14 protein-coding genes, 5 tRNA genes and 2 pseudogenes are annotated in these 15,217 nt (G+C 70.4%); 11 read left to right on the top strand and 10 right to left on the bottom strand.

Going from position 1 to position 15,217, the window contains the following annotated elements:
• Positions 1-25: 25 nt before the first annotated feature.
• Complete coding sequence (locus ACZ3TS_RS08160; protein WP_467614762.1) at positions 26-412, bottom strand: hypothetical protein; 387 nt, start codon at positions 410-412, stop codon at positions 26-28.
• 1,191 nt (positions 413-1,603) lie between these two features.
• Positions 1,604-2,143: pseudogene (locus ACZ3TS_RS08165) on the bottom strand (transposase); the annotation flags it as partial.
• Between the two features lie 80 nt (positions 2,144-2,223).
• Here ACZ3TS_RS08165 and ACZ3TS_RS08170 point away from each other — a divergent pair.
• Together ACZ3TS_RS08170 and ACZ3TS_RS08175 are read left to right on the top strand one after the other, a co-directional pair.
• A complete protein-coding gene (locus ACZ3TS_RS08170) occupies positions 2,224-2,472 on the top strand; it encodes a helix-turn-helix domain-containing protein (protein ID WP_467614763.1) in 249 nt (82 codons plus the stop codon).
• Positions 2,469-3,630: pseudogene (locus tag ACZ3TS_RS08175) on the top strand (site-specific integrase). Before ACZ3TS_RS08170 ends, ACZ3TS_RS08175 begins: the two are co-directional and overlap by 4 nt.
• A 79-nt stretch (positions 3,631-3,709) precedes the next feature.
• On the opposite strand, the gene ACZ3TS_RS08180 reads toward ACZ3TS_RS08175, so the two are convergent.
• The 3 genes from ACZ3TS_RS08180 to ACZ3TS_RS08190 form a co-directional block, all read right to left on the bottom strand.
• Positions 3,710-3,784, bottom strand: a tRNA-Val gene (locus ACZ3TS_RS08180).
• Between the two features lies 1 nt (position 3,785).
• A tRNA-Cys gene (locus tag ACZ3TS_RS08185) sits at positions 3,786-3,859 on the bottom strand.
• Positions 3,860-3,897: 38 nt separating this feature from the next.
• A tRNA-Gly gene (locus tag ACZ3TS_RS08190) sits at positions 3,898-3,970 on the bottom strand.
• Between the two features lie 178 nt (positions 3,971-4,148).
• On the opposite strand from ACZ3TS_RS08190, the gene ACZ3TS_RS08195 reads away from it, so the two are divergent.
• The 3 genes from ACZ3TS_RS08195 to ACZ3TS_RS08205 are packed head-to-tail and all read left to right on the top strand — an operon-like array spanning position 4,149 to position 6,897.
• Positions 4,149-5,201: a chorismate-binding protein gene (locus tag ACZ3TS_RS08195; protein ID WP_467614766.1), complete on the top strand. Its 1,053-nt coding sequence runs from the start codon at positions 4,149-4,151 to the stop codon at positions 5,199-5,201.
• Positions 5,198-6,019, top strand: coding sequence for an aminotransferase class IV (locus ACZ3TS_RS08200; protein ID WP_467614769.1), 822 nt, complete (start codon positions 5,198-5,200; stop codon positions 6,017-6,019). Before ACZ3TS_RS08195 ends, ACZ3TS_RS08200 begins: the two co-directional genes overlap by 4 nt.
• Positions 6,020-6,072: 53 nt before the next feature.
• A complete protein-coding gene (locus ACZ3TS_RS08205; RefSeq protein ID WP_467614771.1) occupies positions 6,073-6,897 on the top strand; it encodes a GNAT family N-acetyltransferase in 825 nt (274 codons plus the stop codon).
• Positions 6,898-6,900: 3 nt separating this feature from the next.
• On the opposite strand, the gene ACZ3TS_RS08210 is transcribed toward ACZ3TS_RS08205, so the two are convergent.
• Entirely contained in the window at positions 6,901-7,422 is a 522-nt protein-coding gene (locus ACZ3TS_RS08210; RefSeq protein ID WP_467614774.1) for a DsbA family protein, read from the bottom strand.
• Between the two features lie 266 nt (positions 7,423-7,688).
• Between ACZ3TS_RS08210 and ACZ3TS_RS08215 the strand changes: the two genes are divergently transcribed.
• Together ACZ3TS_RS08215 and ACZ3TS_RS08220 are read left to right on the top strand one after the other, a co-directional pair.
• The gene (locus ACZ3TS_RS08215) at positions 7,689-8,132 is read left to right on the top strand and encodes a hypothetical protein (protein WP_467614776.1); all 444 of its coding nucleotides are present in this window, start codon (positions 7,689-7,691) and stop codon (positions 8,130-8,132) included.
• 162 nt (positions 8,133-8,294) lie between these two features.
• Positions 8,295-8,447, top strand: a complete 153-nt coding sequence (locus ACZ3TS_RS08220; protein ID WP_252423638.1) for a hypothetical protein — start codon at positions 8,295-8,297, stop codon at positions 8,445-8,447.
• A gap of 108 nt (positions 8,448-8,555) precedes the next feature.
• Here ACZ3TS_RS08220 and ACZ3TS_RS08225 read toward each other — a convergent pair whose 3' ends face one another.
• Positions 8,556-9,113 carry a CGNR zinc finger domain-containing protein gene (locus tag ACZ3TS_RS08225; protein ID WP_467614779.1) on the bottom strand — a complete coding sequence of 186 codons (558 nt, stop codon included), beginning with the start codon at positions 9,111-9,113 and terminating at the stop codon, positions 8,556-8,558.
• A 304-nt stretch (positions 9,114-9,417) separates the two neighbouring features.
• Complete coding sequence (locus tag ACZ3TS_RS08230; protein ID WP_003959770.1) at positions 9,418-9,831, bottom strand: SsgA family sporulation/cell division regulator; 414 nt, start codon at positions 9,829-9,831, stop codon at positions 9,418-9,420.
• Positions 9,832-10,022: 191 nt separating this feature from the next.
• On the opposite strand from ACZ3TS_RS08230, the gene ACZ3TS_RS08235 reads away from it, so the two are divergent.
• Both ACZ3TS_RS08235 and ACZ3TS_RS08240 read left to right on the top strand, forming a co-directional pair.
• Positions 10,023-10,460 (top strand): TIGR02611 family protein, encoded by a 438-nt coding sequence (locus ACZ3TS_RS08235; RefSeq protein ID WP_467614782.1) that lies wholly within the window; start codon positions 10,023-10,025, stop codon positions 10,458-10,460.
• A gap of 64 nt (positions 10,461-10,524) precedes the next feature.
• Positions 10,525-10,596: transfer RNA gene (locus tag ACZ3TS_RS08240), tRNA-Val, on the top strand.
• Positions 10,597-11,166: 570 nt separating this feature from the next.
• Here the strand turns inward: ACZ3TS_RS08240 and ACZ3TS_RS08245 are convergent.
• Positions 11,167-13,515: an SCO7613 C-terminal domain-containing membrane protein gene (locus tag ACZ3TS_RS08245; RefSeq protein ID WP_467614785.1), complete on the bottom strand. Its 2,349-nt coding sequence runs from the start codon at positions 13,513-13,515 to the stop codon at positions 11,167-11,169.
• Between the two features lie 100 nt (positions 13,516-13,615).
• Here ACZ3TS_RS08245 and ACZ3TS_RS08250 point away from each other — a divergent pair, with 100 nt between their 5' ends.
• Positions 13,616-14,062, top strand: coding sequence for an SRPBCC family protein (locus ACZ3TS_RS08250; RefSeq protein WP_467614788.1), 447 nt, complete (start codon positions 13,616-13,618; stop codon positions 14,060-14,062).
• A gap of 39 nt (positions 14,063-14,101) precedes the next feature.
• Positions 14,102-14,173: transfer RNA gene (locus tag ACZ3TS_RS08255), tRNA-Val, on the top strand.
• Positions 14,174-14,424: 251 nt separating this feature from the next.
• Here the strand turns inward: ACZ3TS_RS08255 and ACZ3TS_RS08260 are convergent.
• Positions 14,425-15,150, bottom strand: a complete 726-nt coding sequence (locus ACZ3TS_RS08260; protein WP_467614791.1) for an exonuclease domain-containing protein — start codon at positions 15,148-15,150, stop codon at positions 14,425-14,427.
• Positions 15,151-15,217: the final 67 nt, after the last annotated feature.

Below are 15,217 nucleotides of genomic sequence, written 5' to 3' on the forward strand. Positions count from 1 at the left end.
ATGACCGGCATGGCCAAGGTTGCCGTCAAACGCTCTCGATGACGCCCTGGATGTTCGCACCGCTGAGGTCGACAACGACGGCGTCGGCCCGAAGCTCAACTGGCAGGTGTGAGCGACCCTCCGCGGTACCCAAGATGGCCACCCCTTCCGGCAAGAGGATCACAGCCTCCAGACGTTCGACGAGCTCGGCGACGATGTCGAGAATGCCGCCCCAGGCGAAGCGGTTGATCATGATGCTGCCTGGGCTCGTATAGACGTCGGCCTCGCCGCCGTCGCTCGCCCGGATGCGGATGAAACCGTAGTCCGGCTCTCTGGCCACCACGTGCGGCGCCAGGAGTGCCTGGCCCCGCTCATCGTCCATAGGAGCCGCGTCACCATGTGCAAAGCGCTGAACGTAGATGCTGTAGCTCACAAGGACACATCAGTTCTTCTGGAAGTGGCACGGTTAGTCTCTCACGTGCACTTCTCTCCCATCACCAATCCCTGACCTGCGCTGACGTAGTGGTCGGCTGTCATCGTCTGTCACCGTTGGTTCGCCTCGGACGGCCCGACGGCCCAACTTCGCGCCGGGTTGTCTCCAGTTTGGAAGATCACGTATGCGGAAGGGTGCTGACCTGGCGAGACGGTGACCTGCGCGTTCCTGGTCCGTTCGCTGGTGTTCCCCGGTGTTCCCCGTCGGGCGCTGCTCGATCGGGCACGTAGAGGGCACGTGTGGGCTCTATGCCGTGTTCACAGCCTTCCGGCACCCAGGCCCGCCCTTGGCTCTGGTCGGCCCTCACGCGTCCGTCGAGAGTGCCTCCCGGTGGCCCCAGATCTGGGCGCATCCGGTAGCGTCACGTGTCGTCTTCGAGGGACCGCCAGGTCAGAGGGGCAGTGCATGGCACCAGTGATCTCGAACCGGGGGCCGTCGCGGTCGGCGAACCCGGCCCAGCGGCTGGTGTTCTCTGTCCTGTTCGCGCTGACCGGGGCCGGGCTGAGTGTCTTCGGGCTGTACCAGGCAGGCCACGCCGTCGGCCTGCTGGGCGAGCCCGGCACGCTCACAGTCGCATCCTGCGCACGGGTCGGTCAGCCGAAGCCCGAGATCTGGTGCAGCGGCACCTTCCGGTCGGACGACGGACGCTCTACGGACCCGGCAGCACACTTCACCGTGAACCCCTCCTTGGCTTCGGGGGAGACCGCTCGCCTGGACCGGGTCCACGCGGGCTCCTACGTGCGGATCAGTCCGGCCCGAACCGAGGGGTACGCGGCGTTGACGCTGTTCGGCATAGCGCTGTTCGTCTTTGCGGGCGCCGGATTCGCCTCCCGGGCGAACTCCACTGGCCGACCCGAACTCCGCGCTGGCCTCGTCGACCGCGTAGGGCACCGACTCGGTCAGGCCGGGGTCATCCTGTTGCTGGGTGCCGCGCTCTGCGTAATCATCGCGTTCCTGAGCACACTGCTGAGCGGCTGACTGAGTCGTCCCAGGGAGTGCGCTGTTCTCCCCTCGGCCGCACCACACCGCCTCCTCTACCCACCACTCTCCCCCGCTCCCATCCCGTCCGCCGTCGACCCACACACCGTGGAGCAGGCGTGGTTCAGGGCGTCCAGGTGGAGCGCGCCACTGTACGAACGACAGCGGCCGGTTCTGCCATTCCGTCATCCCCGCGACCACGCTGTCGGTGATCGTGGAGATGGTCTGCTTGGAGACGCTCGCCCCGTAGACCTCGGCCAGATGGGCGGAGATCTCGCCGTGGGTCAGGCCCTTGGCGGACAGGGACAGCACCATCTCATCGACACCGGCAAGGCGCTTCTGACGCTTCTTGACCATCATCGGTTCGAAGGTGCCGGCCCGGTCCCGGGGCACCTCGATCTCGACGGTCCCGATGTCGGTGGTCACAGTCTTGGCCCGATGGCCGTTGCGGTAGTTCTCCCTGCGCCCGGCCTCGGCCCGCTCGCCGTTCTCGTGGCCCAGGTGGTCGGTGATCTCGCCCTCCAAGGCGGACTCCAGCAGCTTCTTGGTCAGCTGCTGCAGCAGACCGCCCTCGCCGGCCAGCTTCATCCCGCCGTCCTTCGCACGGGCCATCAGCTGCTGGATCAGGGCGTCGTCCACGACCTCGTCCACAAGCACCTCCTGCGCCTCGGTGTCACTCACCACGTCAGTCATCAACTGTCGCTTCCAGCTCGGGAGTTACACCAGTGACCGTACAGACCCGGCCGACCTCAACGACGCGGGGAGTGCTGACTATGGCGGCACTGACTGAGCCTCAGCGTCTCCTTCGGGTAGAGACCGTGGCCCAGCTCCTCGACCTGGCTCGTTCGACCGTCTACGAGGAGATCCGACTTGGGCGACTGCGTACGGTTCGGATCGGGCGCCGTCGTCTGGTCCCGGCCGAGTACGTAGAGGAGTACGTTGACCTGCTCAAGCGCGAGGCGCTGGCCGAGGCTGCGGCACAACGACCCTGGCTGAGCGTTGTCAGGCAAGGTGCGGCATGACGGGGAAGAGGCGCCGCTCAAAGGCGGGCGATGGCGATGACTCGATCTACTGGGATGAGTCGAAACAGCGCTGGGCCGGTGCGATCTCGCTGGGTTACACGCCATCCGGTAGGCGCCGCCGCCCCAAGGTCTACGGCAAGACCAAGACCGAGGTGCGTGGCAAACTCCGTGAGCTGCGGAAAGAGTTGGAGGTCGGTGACCGGACGCCGGCGAACTACACCGTGGCGGACGCCGTGAACGACTGGCTGGCCCGGGGACTCAAAGGGCGCGACACGGCCACGGTCAACAAGAACCGCATCTTGGCGGAGCAACACGTCTTGCCTCTGCTGGGCCGGGCGAAGCTGCGGGAGCTGACCGCCGACGCCGTGGACGACTGGTTGGATGATCGCGCAAAGGTGCTGGCCACGTCCTCACTCCGTAGCGTGCTGTCGATCCTGCGCCGCTCCATCGATCACGCGATGCGGCGGGACAAGGTACGGCGCAACGTCACGTTGCCCGTCGAGGTGCCCGAGGGGCAGGCTGGACGGCTCAGCAAGGCGCTGACCCTGGACCAGGCCCGGGCGGTGCTGGTTGCAGCGCGCGAGTCTCGGCTCCACGCCTACGTGGTGCTCTCCTTGCTGGTTGGTGTGCGCACCGAGGAGGCTCGGCCGATGACCTGGAAACACGTTCACCTGCGGCCCGCTGGTGCTGCGCCGCCCCACGTGGAGGTCTGGCGGTCGGTGCGGCGGCATGGAGACCAAGACTCGCAAGAGTCGTCGAACGCTCAAGCTGCCCGCGCTGGTCGTCGCAGCCCTGGTAGAGCATTGCCGCCAGCAGCAGGACGAACGGATCGCGTACGGACTGCTGTGGGACCCCTCCGACCTGGTGTTCGCCACGACCACCGGCCAGGTGCTCGATGCTGCCAACGTGCGCCGGGCCTTTCGGTCGATCGTCAAGGCGGCAGGGCTGGCGCCGGAGTGGAGGCCTCGGGAGCTGCGGCACAGCTTCGTTTCGCCGATGTCCGATCACGGTATCCCCGTGGAAAAGATCGCTCGCGTGGTCGGCCACAGCAGCACGACCACGACGGAGGTCGTCTACCGCAAGCAGCTCCGGCCGGTGATCACCGAGGGGGCCGACACCATGGATGTGATCTTCGGCGAGGATGCCTGGGAAGCTTGATCAATCGGCCGGTGGCTCCCCGTGTGGCTCCCCGGATACGTCAAGGGCCTGATCCAGTGAGTGAATCAGGCCCTTGAGCTGGTGGACGATACTGGGATTGAACCAGTGACCTCTTCCGTGTCAGGGAAGCGCTCTCCCGCTGAGCTAATCGTCCTTGGAGGTGGAGACGGGATTTGAACCCGTGTAGACGGCTTTGCAGGCCGTTGCCTCGCCTCTCGGCCACTCCACCAGGAGACAGGGGCTCGGGAAGATCCCCTGGTTCCTACGAGCGGACGACGAGGCTCGAACTCGCGACCTCAACCTTGGCAAGGTTGCGCTCTACCAACTGAGCTACGTCCGCCTGTCGTTTCGGACCGCTTCCACGGCCCGGCGACGTGTTGAACTCTAGCGGATTCCCGGGCCAGTACAAAAACGCGTTTGTGCAGCGTGCTGCGCTGCACCTGGTCAAGGTCATGGTCAGGGCACCCGCGGGGACATGTACGAGCCACCTGCGGGACACCCGCCATAGACTCGACTGCGTGCTCCACCTGCCTCCTCTCGCCCGATTCGGCGAACGCGTCGCCACCGGTCTCCTCGATGTCACCAGCGACCCGGCGGCCCTCGACTCCACCGGTTTCTGGGCGGTCTGCGCGGATTACGAGGGGCGTTTGACCTGTGCCCGCTTCGAGGAGGTACGAGAAGAGCCCGTGCCCGCTCCGCTGCCGGGCGGATGGCGCGGACCGGCGGCCGGTGACTGGGCGTCCTCGCTCGACCGCACCGCGTACGCCGCGGGGGTGCGAAGGATCCGTGAGCACATCGCGACCGGAGAGGTCTACCAGGTGAACCTCTGCCGGGTACTGTCCGCGCCCGTCGCACCCGAGGCCGACGTGGACGCGTTGACCGCCGTGCTGGCACGCGGCAACCCGGCGCCGTATGCAGGAACGATCCGCCTGCCGCACCACGGCGTCGAGATCGCCACCGCCTCCCCCGAGCTCTTCCTGCGCCGCGCCGGCCGGACCGTCGAGTCCGGTCCGATCAAGGGCACCGGGCGCACCGAGGCGGACCTCTTGGAGAAGGACTACGCGGAGAACGTCATGATCGTGGACCTGGTCCGCAACGACCTCGGCCGCGTCTGTACCACCGGCAGCGTTGCCGTCCCCGATCTGTGCGCCGTCGAGAAGCACCCCGGCCTGGTCCATCTCGTCTCCACGGTCCGCGGTGAGCTGCGCGCGGACGCCGGCTGGCCGGAGTTGCTCGCCGCCACGTTCCCAGCGGGCTCGATCACCGGAGCACCCAAGTCCAGCGCCGTGCGGATCATCGACGCCCTGGAGACCGCGCCCCGTGGCCCCTACTGCGGCGGCATCGGCTGGGTGGACGCCGACCGGGGAGTGGGCGAGCTGGCCGTCGGTATCCGCACTTTCTGGATCGACCGAACCGCCGGGGATGCGGCCGTCCTGCGGTTCGGCGCCGGCGCGGGCATCACCTGGGGCTCCGACCCCGAGGGGGAGTGGCACGAGACCGAACTGAAGGCCGCCCGGCTGCTCGCGGTAGCGTCGGGGGCGTACGAGGCGAGTGGAGGGACCCTTTCGTGAAGATCTGGCTCGACGGCGGGCTGCAGGACATCGAGTCCGCCCGCGTCTCCGTCCTCGACCACGGGCTGACCGTCGGCGACGGCATCTTCGAGACCGTCAAGGCTGTCGACGGACGGCCGTTCGCGCTGACCCGCCACCTCGACCGGCTCACCCGCTCGGCGCGCGGCCTGGGGCTTCCGGACCCCGACCTCGACGAGGTCCGCCGCGCCTGCGCCGCCGTTCTGGAGGCCAACCCGCTGGCGCTCGGGCGTCTGCGGATCACCTACACCGGTGGCCACGGCCCGCTCGGCTCCGACCGCGGCGACCAGGGTCCCACCCTCGTGGTCGCCGTCGGTGGGACCAGTCGGCGTCCCGACTCCACCGCCGTGATCACCGTACCGTGGACCCGCAACGAGCGCGGTGCGCTGGCCGGCCTGAAGACCACGTCGTACGCCGAGAACGTCGTTGCCCTCGCCAGGGCCTCCCAACGGGGCGCCACGGAGGCGCTGTTCGCCAACACGGTCGGACAGCTCTGCGAGGGCACGGGATCCAACGTCTTCGTCGTCCTCGGCGGCGAGCTCCACACCCCGCCGCTCGCCTCCGGGTGTCTCGCGGGCATCACGCGCGCGTTGACGGCCGAGTGGACCGGCGCCAAGGAGACCGAGCTGCCGCTGGACGTCCTGGAGCACGCGGACGAGATCTTCCTCACGTCCACGCTGCGGGACGTCCAGGCAGTGCACCGGGTCGACGGCCGCGAACTGCCGGGAGCGCCCGGCCCGGTGACGGCGAAGGCCATGCGGATCTTCGACGAGCGGTCCGGGAACGACCTCGATCCCTGAACGCCGGAGATATTCGGCTGACCCGCGGCCCGACAGCGGGTAGAACACCCCTGATGACCACTACCCTGCGGCCCGTCGAGCCGCTTCAGCAGCGCGCGGACGGGACGCGTTCGCGGCGCTATCACGTGTGCGTGAACGGCCGACCGGTGGGCGACATACACCTGTCCACGCACCCCGAGTACGGGCCCACCGTGGCCCGTATCGAGGACCTGCGCATCGAGGAGCCGGACCGCGGGAGGGGCAGGGGCACCGTGGCCGCGCTCGCCGCCGAGGAGGTCGTGCGCGGCTGGGGCTGCAGGCGTGTCGAGGCGTCGGTGCCGGGCGACGCCGAGGCGGCTCTCCGGCTGGCGACGGCACTCGGGTACGTCCTGCGGAACCGGAACATGGACAAGCGGCTGGACGACACCCCGCCCCGACTGCCGGCCGGCAGCGTCGCGCGGCCCATGACCGAGGCCGAGTACGGCCCGTGGCGGGCACAGGAGAGGCAGCTCTTCGCGCGCAGCCTCATCGAGCGGGGTGTGCCGGAGACGGAGGCGTACGCCAAGGCGGACCAGAGTGACGCCAGGTTCCTGCCGGACGGCCTGGCGACCCGTGACACGCTGATCAGCGTCCTGGAGCACGAGGGGGAACCGGCCGGCGTCCTGTGGCTGGGGCTGTGGCCGGAGACCGCGTTCGTGCTCAACGTGGAGGTGCACGAGACCCGGCGGGGCCGCGGCCACGGGCGCACGCTGATGCTTCTCGCCGAGGCTCAGGCGGCCGCGGGCGGCAAGGACCGCATCGCCCTCAACGTCTTCGCGGGCAACACCCCGGCCGAACGCCTGTACGCCTCACTGGGGTACGAGACGACCTCGTATCACCTGTACAAGGAGCTGCCCTGAGGCTCAGGCCTCCTCGGCCAGCAGCCGGTTTGCGATCTCCTCGATGCGTGCCCGCAGGCCCTCCTGGCTCTTGCCCCCGTCGAGGCGCTGGCCGCCGATCACATACGTCGGGGTGCCGGTCACACCGATCGCCTTGCCCTCGGCCTGGTCGGCGTCGACGATCAGGATGTGCCGGCCGTCGATCAGCGCCGTGTCGAACTCCTCGGCGTCCAGGCCGAGTTCGCCGGCCACCTCGACGAGGAAGGCCTCTCCCTTGCGGTCCAGTTCCTCGACCCGGCCGAGCACGGCCTCGACGTAGGGCCAGCCCTGCCCCTGTTCGAACGCTTCCTCGGCGGCCTGCGCGGCGGCGAAGGCGTGCCGGTGCTTGTCCAGCGGGAAGTGCCGCAGCCGGAGCTCCAGCCGGTCGCCGTAGCGGGCGCGCAGCGCGCGCAGGTCGTCGAGGGCGGTGCGGCAGTCGGGGCACTGGAGTTCGCACCAGACGTCCAGGACGGGGGCGGCGGCCGGGCCGGGGGAGGAGTCACTCATGGTCACCAGTCTCCCAGTACCGCGGACGTGCCCCCAAACGGGACCTCCGGCGGCGGGGGTGGAGGCGGGAGCGGGGGCTGGGGCGTCAGGGGTGGAAGTGCGCCCGGGCTCCCGATGCCACGGGTGGAGACGGTCCGCCGTCTTGAGGAGGAGCTGACCCGGAGATGTTCCTGAGGTCGGGCCGGACCGTGGCACGCAGGGCGCGCGGCGGTGCAGGATGGAAGGGACGAACCGACCCTGCCCGACGGATCCGCGTGGAGGACCGGATGATTGCCGAGACAGTCTGTTCCGCCGTCTCCGCGGCCGGCCTGGGCATCGCCGCGGTCACGGCCTATCGCAAGCGCTTCCTCGCGGCGGCCCGTATCGCCGCGTACTCGCTCGTGCCCGTGGGGCTGGTGATGACGGGGGTCGTGGGCTGGCTGGCCGACACGGCGTTCAGTCCCACGGCATGGGCGGGCTTCGGCGTGCTCGGCGCCGCGTGGCTGCTGTTCGCGACCACACGGGCCGTGGAGCACCGGGGCGGCGGGACCCGCAAGGAGCGCAAGGCGGCACGGGCCGCGCGGCGCGAGGCAGCGCCTCCGTCGTCCTCCGCGCCGGCCCTGGGCGGCGGGGGCCGTCCGGAGACCCGGCCCACGGCCACGCCCCGGGCGGCCGACTCCAAGGACGACTTCAGTGACATCGAGGCCATCCTGAAGAAGCACGGCATATGACGGATTGAAACGACACAGCGGTCGGGCGAGGGCCCCGGATGACCAAGATCGCACACGCCGAGATCATCTTCGTTCCGTAGATCACGGATATTGGCGAACTCCCCGTCATTCCGGGCGTGTAGATCGCGTGGCGGGTGTCGGCTGCGCCATCATCGCGGCGAGATGCTGGACAGAACCCAGAGCGACACCGCCGCTCCTCCCGAGGAGCGTCGGGGTTGTCTCTTCGCGCTTTCCCAGCCACCGCTGATGATCTTCCTTGCGGTTATCGGCTGCCTGCTGCTCATGGCATCACTGCACGATCTGCTGATGCTCTGAGCCGTATGCGGAGCCCCTGGCGCCACCCGCCGAGGGCTCCGTCAGCCCCACCACCTCGGCGCGTCGAAGGGGTGGGGGCCAGGCCGGTTTGCCGTGGTGGCGCTCTGCTCAGCCCGCCGCTTCCTTGCGGCGTGCCCGGTACGCGGCCACGTGGAGGCGGTTTCCGCAGGTGCGGCTGTCGCAGTAGCGGCGAGAGCGGTTGCGGGAGAGGTCGACGAAGGCGCGACGACAGTCGGGAGCCTCGCAGCGGCGCAGCCGCTCCTGCTCACCGGCGACCACGAAGAACGCCAGCGCCATCCCGCAGTCCGCGGCGATGTGATCGGCGACGGAGGCGCCGGGTGCGAAGTAGTGCACATGCCAGTCGTAGCCGTCGTGGTCCGTCAGCCGGGGTGTCGTTCCGGCCGCGGCGACCAGCTCGTTGATCAGTCCGGCCGCGGTCCGGGCGTCCGTCGCCGCGAAGACCGCCGCGAACCGCCCGCGGATCTTGCGCACCGCCGAGAGGTCGAACTCCGAGAGGACCCCGACGTCGCTCAGATCGTGATTGCGGGCGAAATCGTCGAGGGCGGTGACATCCGGGAGCCCGTCCGTCTCGTCGCCCTCGGGTGTGGTGTTCACCAGATCCACCACGAGGTCGAGCGCGCACCGGGTGTCGTGGGTGATCAGCACGTGTCGCTCCCTGGCCTGGGGGTCGGGCGGGCGCCCGCCGATGCTGGCCGAGCCTAGCGGCTCACCGCCGCCGTGGACGGCCGCCGGCCGAGCCAGGGGCGCCTCGTGACGACCGGAACGACTCCGTGACACCGGGCGGAGGCCGACCGTCACGTCTCGGACCGAGGACATCACTGTGAGTACGCGACAGGGCGCCGCCCACCGCGAAAGCTCGCGGCGACGACGCCCGGGTGTGCCGTATGCGGTTGTCCTGAGCCCGAGCCGTCTCCCCGAGTGGACGGCGCCGGGCGGTTGGGGTGTCGCGTCAGCTCTCCGCCAGGATGTGGGAGAGCTCCGTGTCGAGATCGAAGTGGCGGTGCTCCGTGCCGGGCGGCACGGCGGCGTCGGTCCGCTTCAGGAACGACTCAAGGGCCCGCGCCGGGGCCTCGAGCAGGGCCTCACCTTCCGGGGAGCTCAGGGCGATGCAGACGACGCCCTGACCGTGACTCCGGGACGGCCAGACGCGGACGTCGCCGGTCCCTGTGGGCCGGTGCAGGCCCTCTGCGAGGAGGTCGCGGGCGAACACCCACTCGACGGTCTCCTCGGCTCCGGTGTGGAAGGTGGCGTGCACGGCATAGGGATCGGCCGTGTCATACCGCAGTCCCGCGGGAACAGGCAGTGAGGACTCGCTCGACACAACGAGGCGCAGGTGCAGCTCGCAGCTGACCGTGGTGTTCATAAGCGCCAGGGCCTTTCGCTCAGTGTGCGCTCGGGGATTCGCACGTCGGCGAAATCGACATGCCACCTACGGTGCCGTTGTAAACCCCTCTGAGTGTTTTGCCTGTCTTTACGTAGCTCGTCCGGCCGAGACATCGTTCGTGCCGTACGTCCATTCCGGTGACTGGTTTCTCTCCGGTAGGGTTTGGGCGTATGAATACGGGGAGTGACGAGCAGGGTGGGACCGCCGTGGCCGGGCAGGATTCGAAGGCCGAGCGGGCGCTCGGCTCGCGGGCGCCCGCATTCATCAAGGCCCGGCGGGCGCTGCATCTCAGCTGGCAGGTGGGCGTCTTCGTGATCGGTCTCGTCGTGGTCGGCGCGGGCGTGATCATGCTCCCGCTGCCCGGCCCGGGCTGGCTGGTGATCTTCGCCGGTATGGCGATCTGGGCGACCGAGTTCGTCTGGGCCCAGCTGGCGCTGCGCTGGACGAAGCGCAGGGTCACCGAGGCGGCCCGGCATGCACTCGACCCCAGGGTGCGCCGCCGCAACATCATCCTGACGTCGCTGGGTGTGGCGATCGTGGCCGTGCTCGTCGGCGTGTATGTCTGGAAGTTCGGCCTGGCGATGCCCTGGAACATCGAGGACCAGTGATCCGGTACCGGCCGGTGCCCGGTCGGAAGCGCTCCTGACATGGGGTAATGTTCTTCCTGCGCCCGGGCGATTAGCTCAGCGGGAGAGCGCTTCGTTCACACCGAAGAGGTCACTGGTTCGATCCCAGTATCGCCCACAAGTTCGAGGGCGGCGTGCACGCACGGACACCGTGGGTCACGCCGCCCTCGTCGTGTGTCCGAGCCGGGGCGCTGAGGGCCCTCGCTCCCCGCGTGGCCGGGCGTCGGCCGATCTCTCGATGCGCCGAGGGCGGGCCGGGGGGGGTGAAGCTCCCGCTGAGGGGTGGTCGACGGGTGCGGGAGCACGCCGCGCACTGCTGCGGACCCTGAAGAGGCTTCCGCCCTCGGCGCCCAATCGGTTGGCGGTCGTCCTGCGCGCGCCGGCGCTCGGCCACTTCCAGGAGCCCCTGCGCCTCCGGTCGCCCGCCTGTCGGCGGCCACCTGACAAGCGCTTACTCAAATCGATTCAGAAAGTGCTCAAGACGGACTTCCAGGATTACGTGGCCTTCCGGGAGAAGCCCCGGGCCCGGACGGCCGGTGGAAATCCCCGGATGTATTCCGTAACGCCGTCGGATTTCTGCGCGAGCGCGACAGGAGAGATGTCCTGCTCGGCCTCAAGTCCCCGGGGAGCGCCGGGAATTTGAAGATGAGCAACTTGGCCGGGACACCTACGACTCCTGTCGCTGCTTTCAACGCATGCGTCCCAGCACTTCGCGCACCCGCCGGGCGTCGCGGATCCGTTGTTCGTAGGTTGCGCCGAGCGTGAGGAGCAGCAGTCCGGCGAGCGCGGCAGGCAGCCAGCGAGGGAGTACGCCCGCCAGCCGCACCAGATAGGGGGCGAGTTCGTGCAACGCGTCCAGCACGAGCACGGTCCCGCCGAGGAGGAGCGGCGCCCGCAGCCGATGGCGGGCGCCCAGCAGGGTCAGGGCGAGGGCCGCGGCACCGAGCAGCAGCGGGCGCGGCCAGTCCCCGTCGCCCCAGGCCGTGAGCAGGCTCGGCACAAGCGTCACCGAGAGCCCGGGGCCGTACGCCGTCCAGGAGGAGGCCGAGGGTTCGCGGTACCGTCGGACGAAGCCCACGACCAGCGCCGGGGCCGTGACCGGCAGGGTGTACGCCTCCGGGGCGCCGACCGCCCAGGTGCCGAGCCGTACCCAGGTGGCCAGGACGAACAGCGTCGCCGCCAGATATCCGGCCGGACGACGGTCCGCGCGTACGGCGGTGCCCGCGGCGATCAGCCCGCACAGGGCCAGCACCAGCGACAGCACGGCTCCCGCGGTGACAGCCAGACCGATGGCCACGAGCCCCGCCGCCGCGCCGCTGACCTCCACGGGAACCGCGATCCGCGGGACCCGTGCCGCGAGCAGCGCCGCGACGGCCGGGACGGCCAGCACCAGCAGCGCCGTCTGCGCGGCCGGCCGGTCCGTGGCGGCACCCGCCGCACAGGCCAGGCCCGTCGCACCGGCCAGCGACGCGCTCGCGCCGACACCGGCCAGACGCCGGTGCGCAGTGGCGACCGCGAAGAGCACGGTCAGCGCGCCGAGCACGGTCAGGGTCGCGGCCTGAGAGGCGAGGGAGAGGAGAGCGAGACCGACTGCGGTGAGGAGGGACAGTACGACGGCGGTGACGGACGTCGACCTCCGACGTGCGTAAGCCGCCACAGCCAGCACCGCCACCACCGTCAGCCCCTGCGCGAACAGCCCCACCGTGTAAGGAAGTTCCAGCGTCGCCGGTAGGACGAGCGCGGTCGCCCATGCCAGAGCCAGCGCGCCGGTCGTGGCCTGGACGCGCCAGCTGGGAGTGGCGCGGGCCGCCACGGCCAGGACCGCGGCGACGGCCGCGAGCACCAGCGGCGCGGTCGCGGCCTGCGGAGGCCAGGGTGCCCAGGCCGTCACCGCGGCGCGCAGGTCGGACGGGGCCCCGGACCAGACCGACCCCGTCCAGCCGGACGGCGCCAGCAGCGCGACGGCGACCAGGGGCAGCGCCCACACCACCGCCAGGACCTGTACGGAGCCCGAGGCCCAGGCGAAGCCGCGCCGCACCGGCTCCGTGAACGGGCCGCGCACAGCCGCCGCCAAGGCGACCCCGCACGCCAGATAGCCGGGTGTCGCCCACACCCCGGGCAGCGACGCGCGTGGGATGCCGCCGAGCGCCGCGACCAGCAGCAGCCCGCCGGTCACCGCGGCGCCGGTGGCCAGGCCCGGCTTCGGCGCCCGCCGTGCGACACCCAGCGCGATCGCCGCCGCGAGGACGAGGAGCGCCGCCGCACGGGCGGCGGCGCTCGGGCCGACGGCCTCCCAGGAGAGCCGGCCGGCCGCCAGTACGCCCCAGCCGCCCATGCCGTACGCCCCCGCCGAGGCGGTGATGCGCAGGGACCTCAGCGGCGTCCGGAGCGCCACAACCGTGTCGAACGCGGCCGTCAGCAACAGCGAGGCCGTGATCGTGTACGAACTCGAGCCGGCCGCGACCGCCCACAGCGGCAGGGGGAGTTGGGCGGCGGCCGTCGCGGCGGGAAGAGGGAGGCGCAGGGCGCCGAGCACCCGGCCGTACCCGGACCACAGCCCGGCCAGCACCGCCGCCGCGACGGCCGCGTACCCCAGGCCATCGGTCCCCGTCAGCGCCACCTCGTGCAGCACGTAAGCGTCGAGTACGGTGAGCGGCAGCCCCAGGCCCGTGACGGCCTCAGCGGTCGAGCGGAGCCCACGCCCGAGGAGCACGACCGGTGCGCCCAGTGCCGCCACGGTCAGCGCGCCCAGTACCAGCGACCGCCCGGCGATCCCCAGATGCCCCCAGCTGACCAGCGTGAACGCGATCGCGGCGATGGTCAGCAGGACGCCGCCGAGGACGAGGAGCACGTTCTGCACACGGGGTGCCGTCGTCTCGGGGCGCTGTGGCGTCGGTCCAGCGGGCGGGAAGGCGGGTTGCAGGAGACCGACCAGCAGGGCGCGGCGCGCCAGCAACTGGATCCGGCGGGCGTCGAGTTGCCGCAGCTCGGCGTCGAGGATCCGCAACTCCTCGGCCGGAGGCGGCAGGTGGCTCATGTCTCGGAGTGTGGCGCGCGTCACGCGCCCCGGCATGAGTGCACGTGCTCAGTCCGTACTCAGATCCCGCAACCGCGCGCACCACCGGCAGACTCGTCGCATGGACTGGAACCACTACCGCTTCCGCAGCATGTGGGCGCTCCCCGTCCCGCCCGAGCGCGCGTACCCCGTGCTCGAACAGGCCGAGGAGTATCCGGGCTGGTGGCCGCAGGTGCGGGCGGTGAACCGGATCGACGACACCAGTGCCGTGGTCACGGTCCGCTCCCTCCTGCCCTACGACCTCACCTTCACCGCACGCGAGGCGCGGCGTGATCCCGCGGCCGGCGTGCTGGAGGTCGCCATGTCCGGCGACCTCGACGGCTGGGCCCGCTGGACGGTCACCGCGGACGCATCCGGCTCCCAGGCCCGCTACGACCAGGTGGTCGACGTGCACAAGCCGCTGCTCAGGCGGTTCGCCGTACCGGGACGGCCCGTCTTCCGCGTCAACCACCGGCTGATGATGCGGGCCGGACGGCGCGGACTCGTGACGTACCTCGAAGCGGTTTGAAGGAAGCCCGCCGGGACCTGTATTGTTCAGTGCGTTCCCGGGCGATTAGCTCAGTGGGAGAGCGCTTCGTTCACACCGAAGAGGTCACTGGTTCGAACCCAGTATCGCCCACAAGATCGAGGGCGGCGTTTGCTCGCAGATTGCGCGAGCAGCGTCGCCCTCGTCGTTTCCTTGCGCGACTTCGTCGCGCGTGGCCGGGGGCTTCGCCACCCGCACCCCCTTCTCGGAACGCCGTGCGGGGCCGAGGCTTCGAGTGCGCGGGCAAGGTCGGCCCGGAGAGGCCGGTCCGTCGTGGACGGACCGGGTTTTCTTTCGCGCTTTTCGCATGTCACGTGGTGCTTCTCGACGCCCTGCGCTCCTGTTCAGGCGGCCGCCGGCAGCTCCGGGCGCAGGGGCCACGCCGGGTCCACCGACTCCTCCGTGCCACTGCGCGCGAACCATGCCTGCAGGCCGCGCGCCTGCGCCGCGTGCCATCCGGTCTGAAGGGTGTGCAGTTCGGCCGGCGTCAACCGCTCCAGGCGGCCCGCGAATCGACGCCCGAGCGCTCGTACGACCTCCAACGCGGCCAGCGCGTCGGCCGCCGCGTCATGCGCCCCCTCCAGTTCGACCCCGTAGTGCGCGCACAGATCGGTGAGCGTGCGGCGTCCCTTGCGGTAGCGGTCCAGGTGCTTGTCGAGGACCCGCGGGTCCAGCACGCGCAGTGGCGCCGACGCGAGCCAGCGCTCGAGTGAGGACGCACGATGCCGGCGCAACTCCCGGTCCAGCAGCGTCAGATCGAACGGCGCGTTCATCACCACCAGCGGCCGGGCCATCGCGGCCTGCTCGCCCAGCTCCCTGGCTATCTCGTCCATCACCGGCGACGGCCAGCGGCCGTTGCGCTGGAGATGCTCCTCCGTCAGCCCGTGCACCGCCGTCGCCTCCGCGGGCACCGGCACCCCCGGGTTCACCAGCCACCGGCTCACCCGCGGCCGGGTGCCCGGGGCGTCCTGGACGACTACGGCGGCCGACACGATCCGGTCGGTCTCGACGTCCACGCCCGTTGTCTCCGTGTCGAAAGAGGCCAGAGGCCCCTCGTACCAGCACGTCATGCGTACACAACTCCTCGTTCACCTTTGGCAGCTGACGCACCGTCTTCTGCCCGTTTGGTGATACCCG

It is taken from the genome of Streptomyces sp. NPDC022910 (assembly GCF_055561075.1).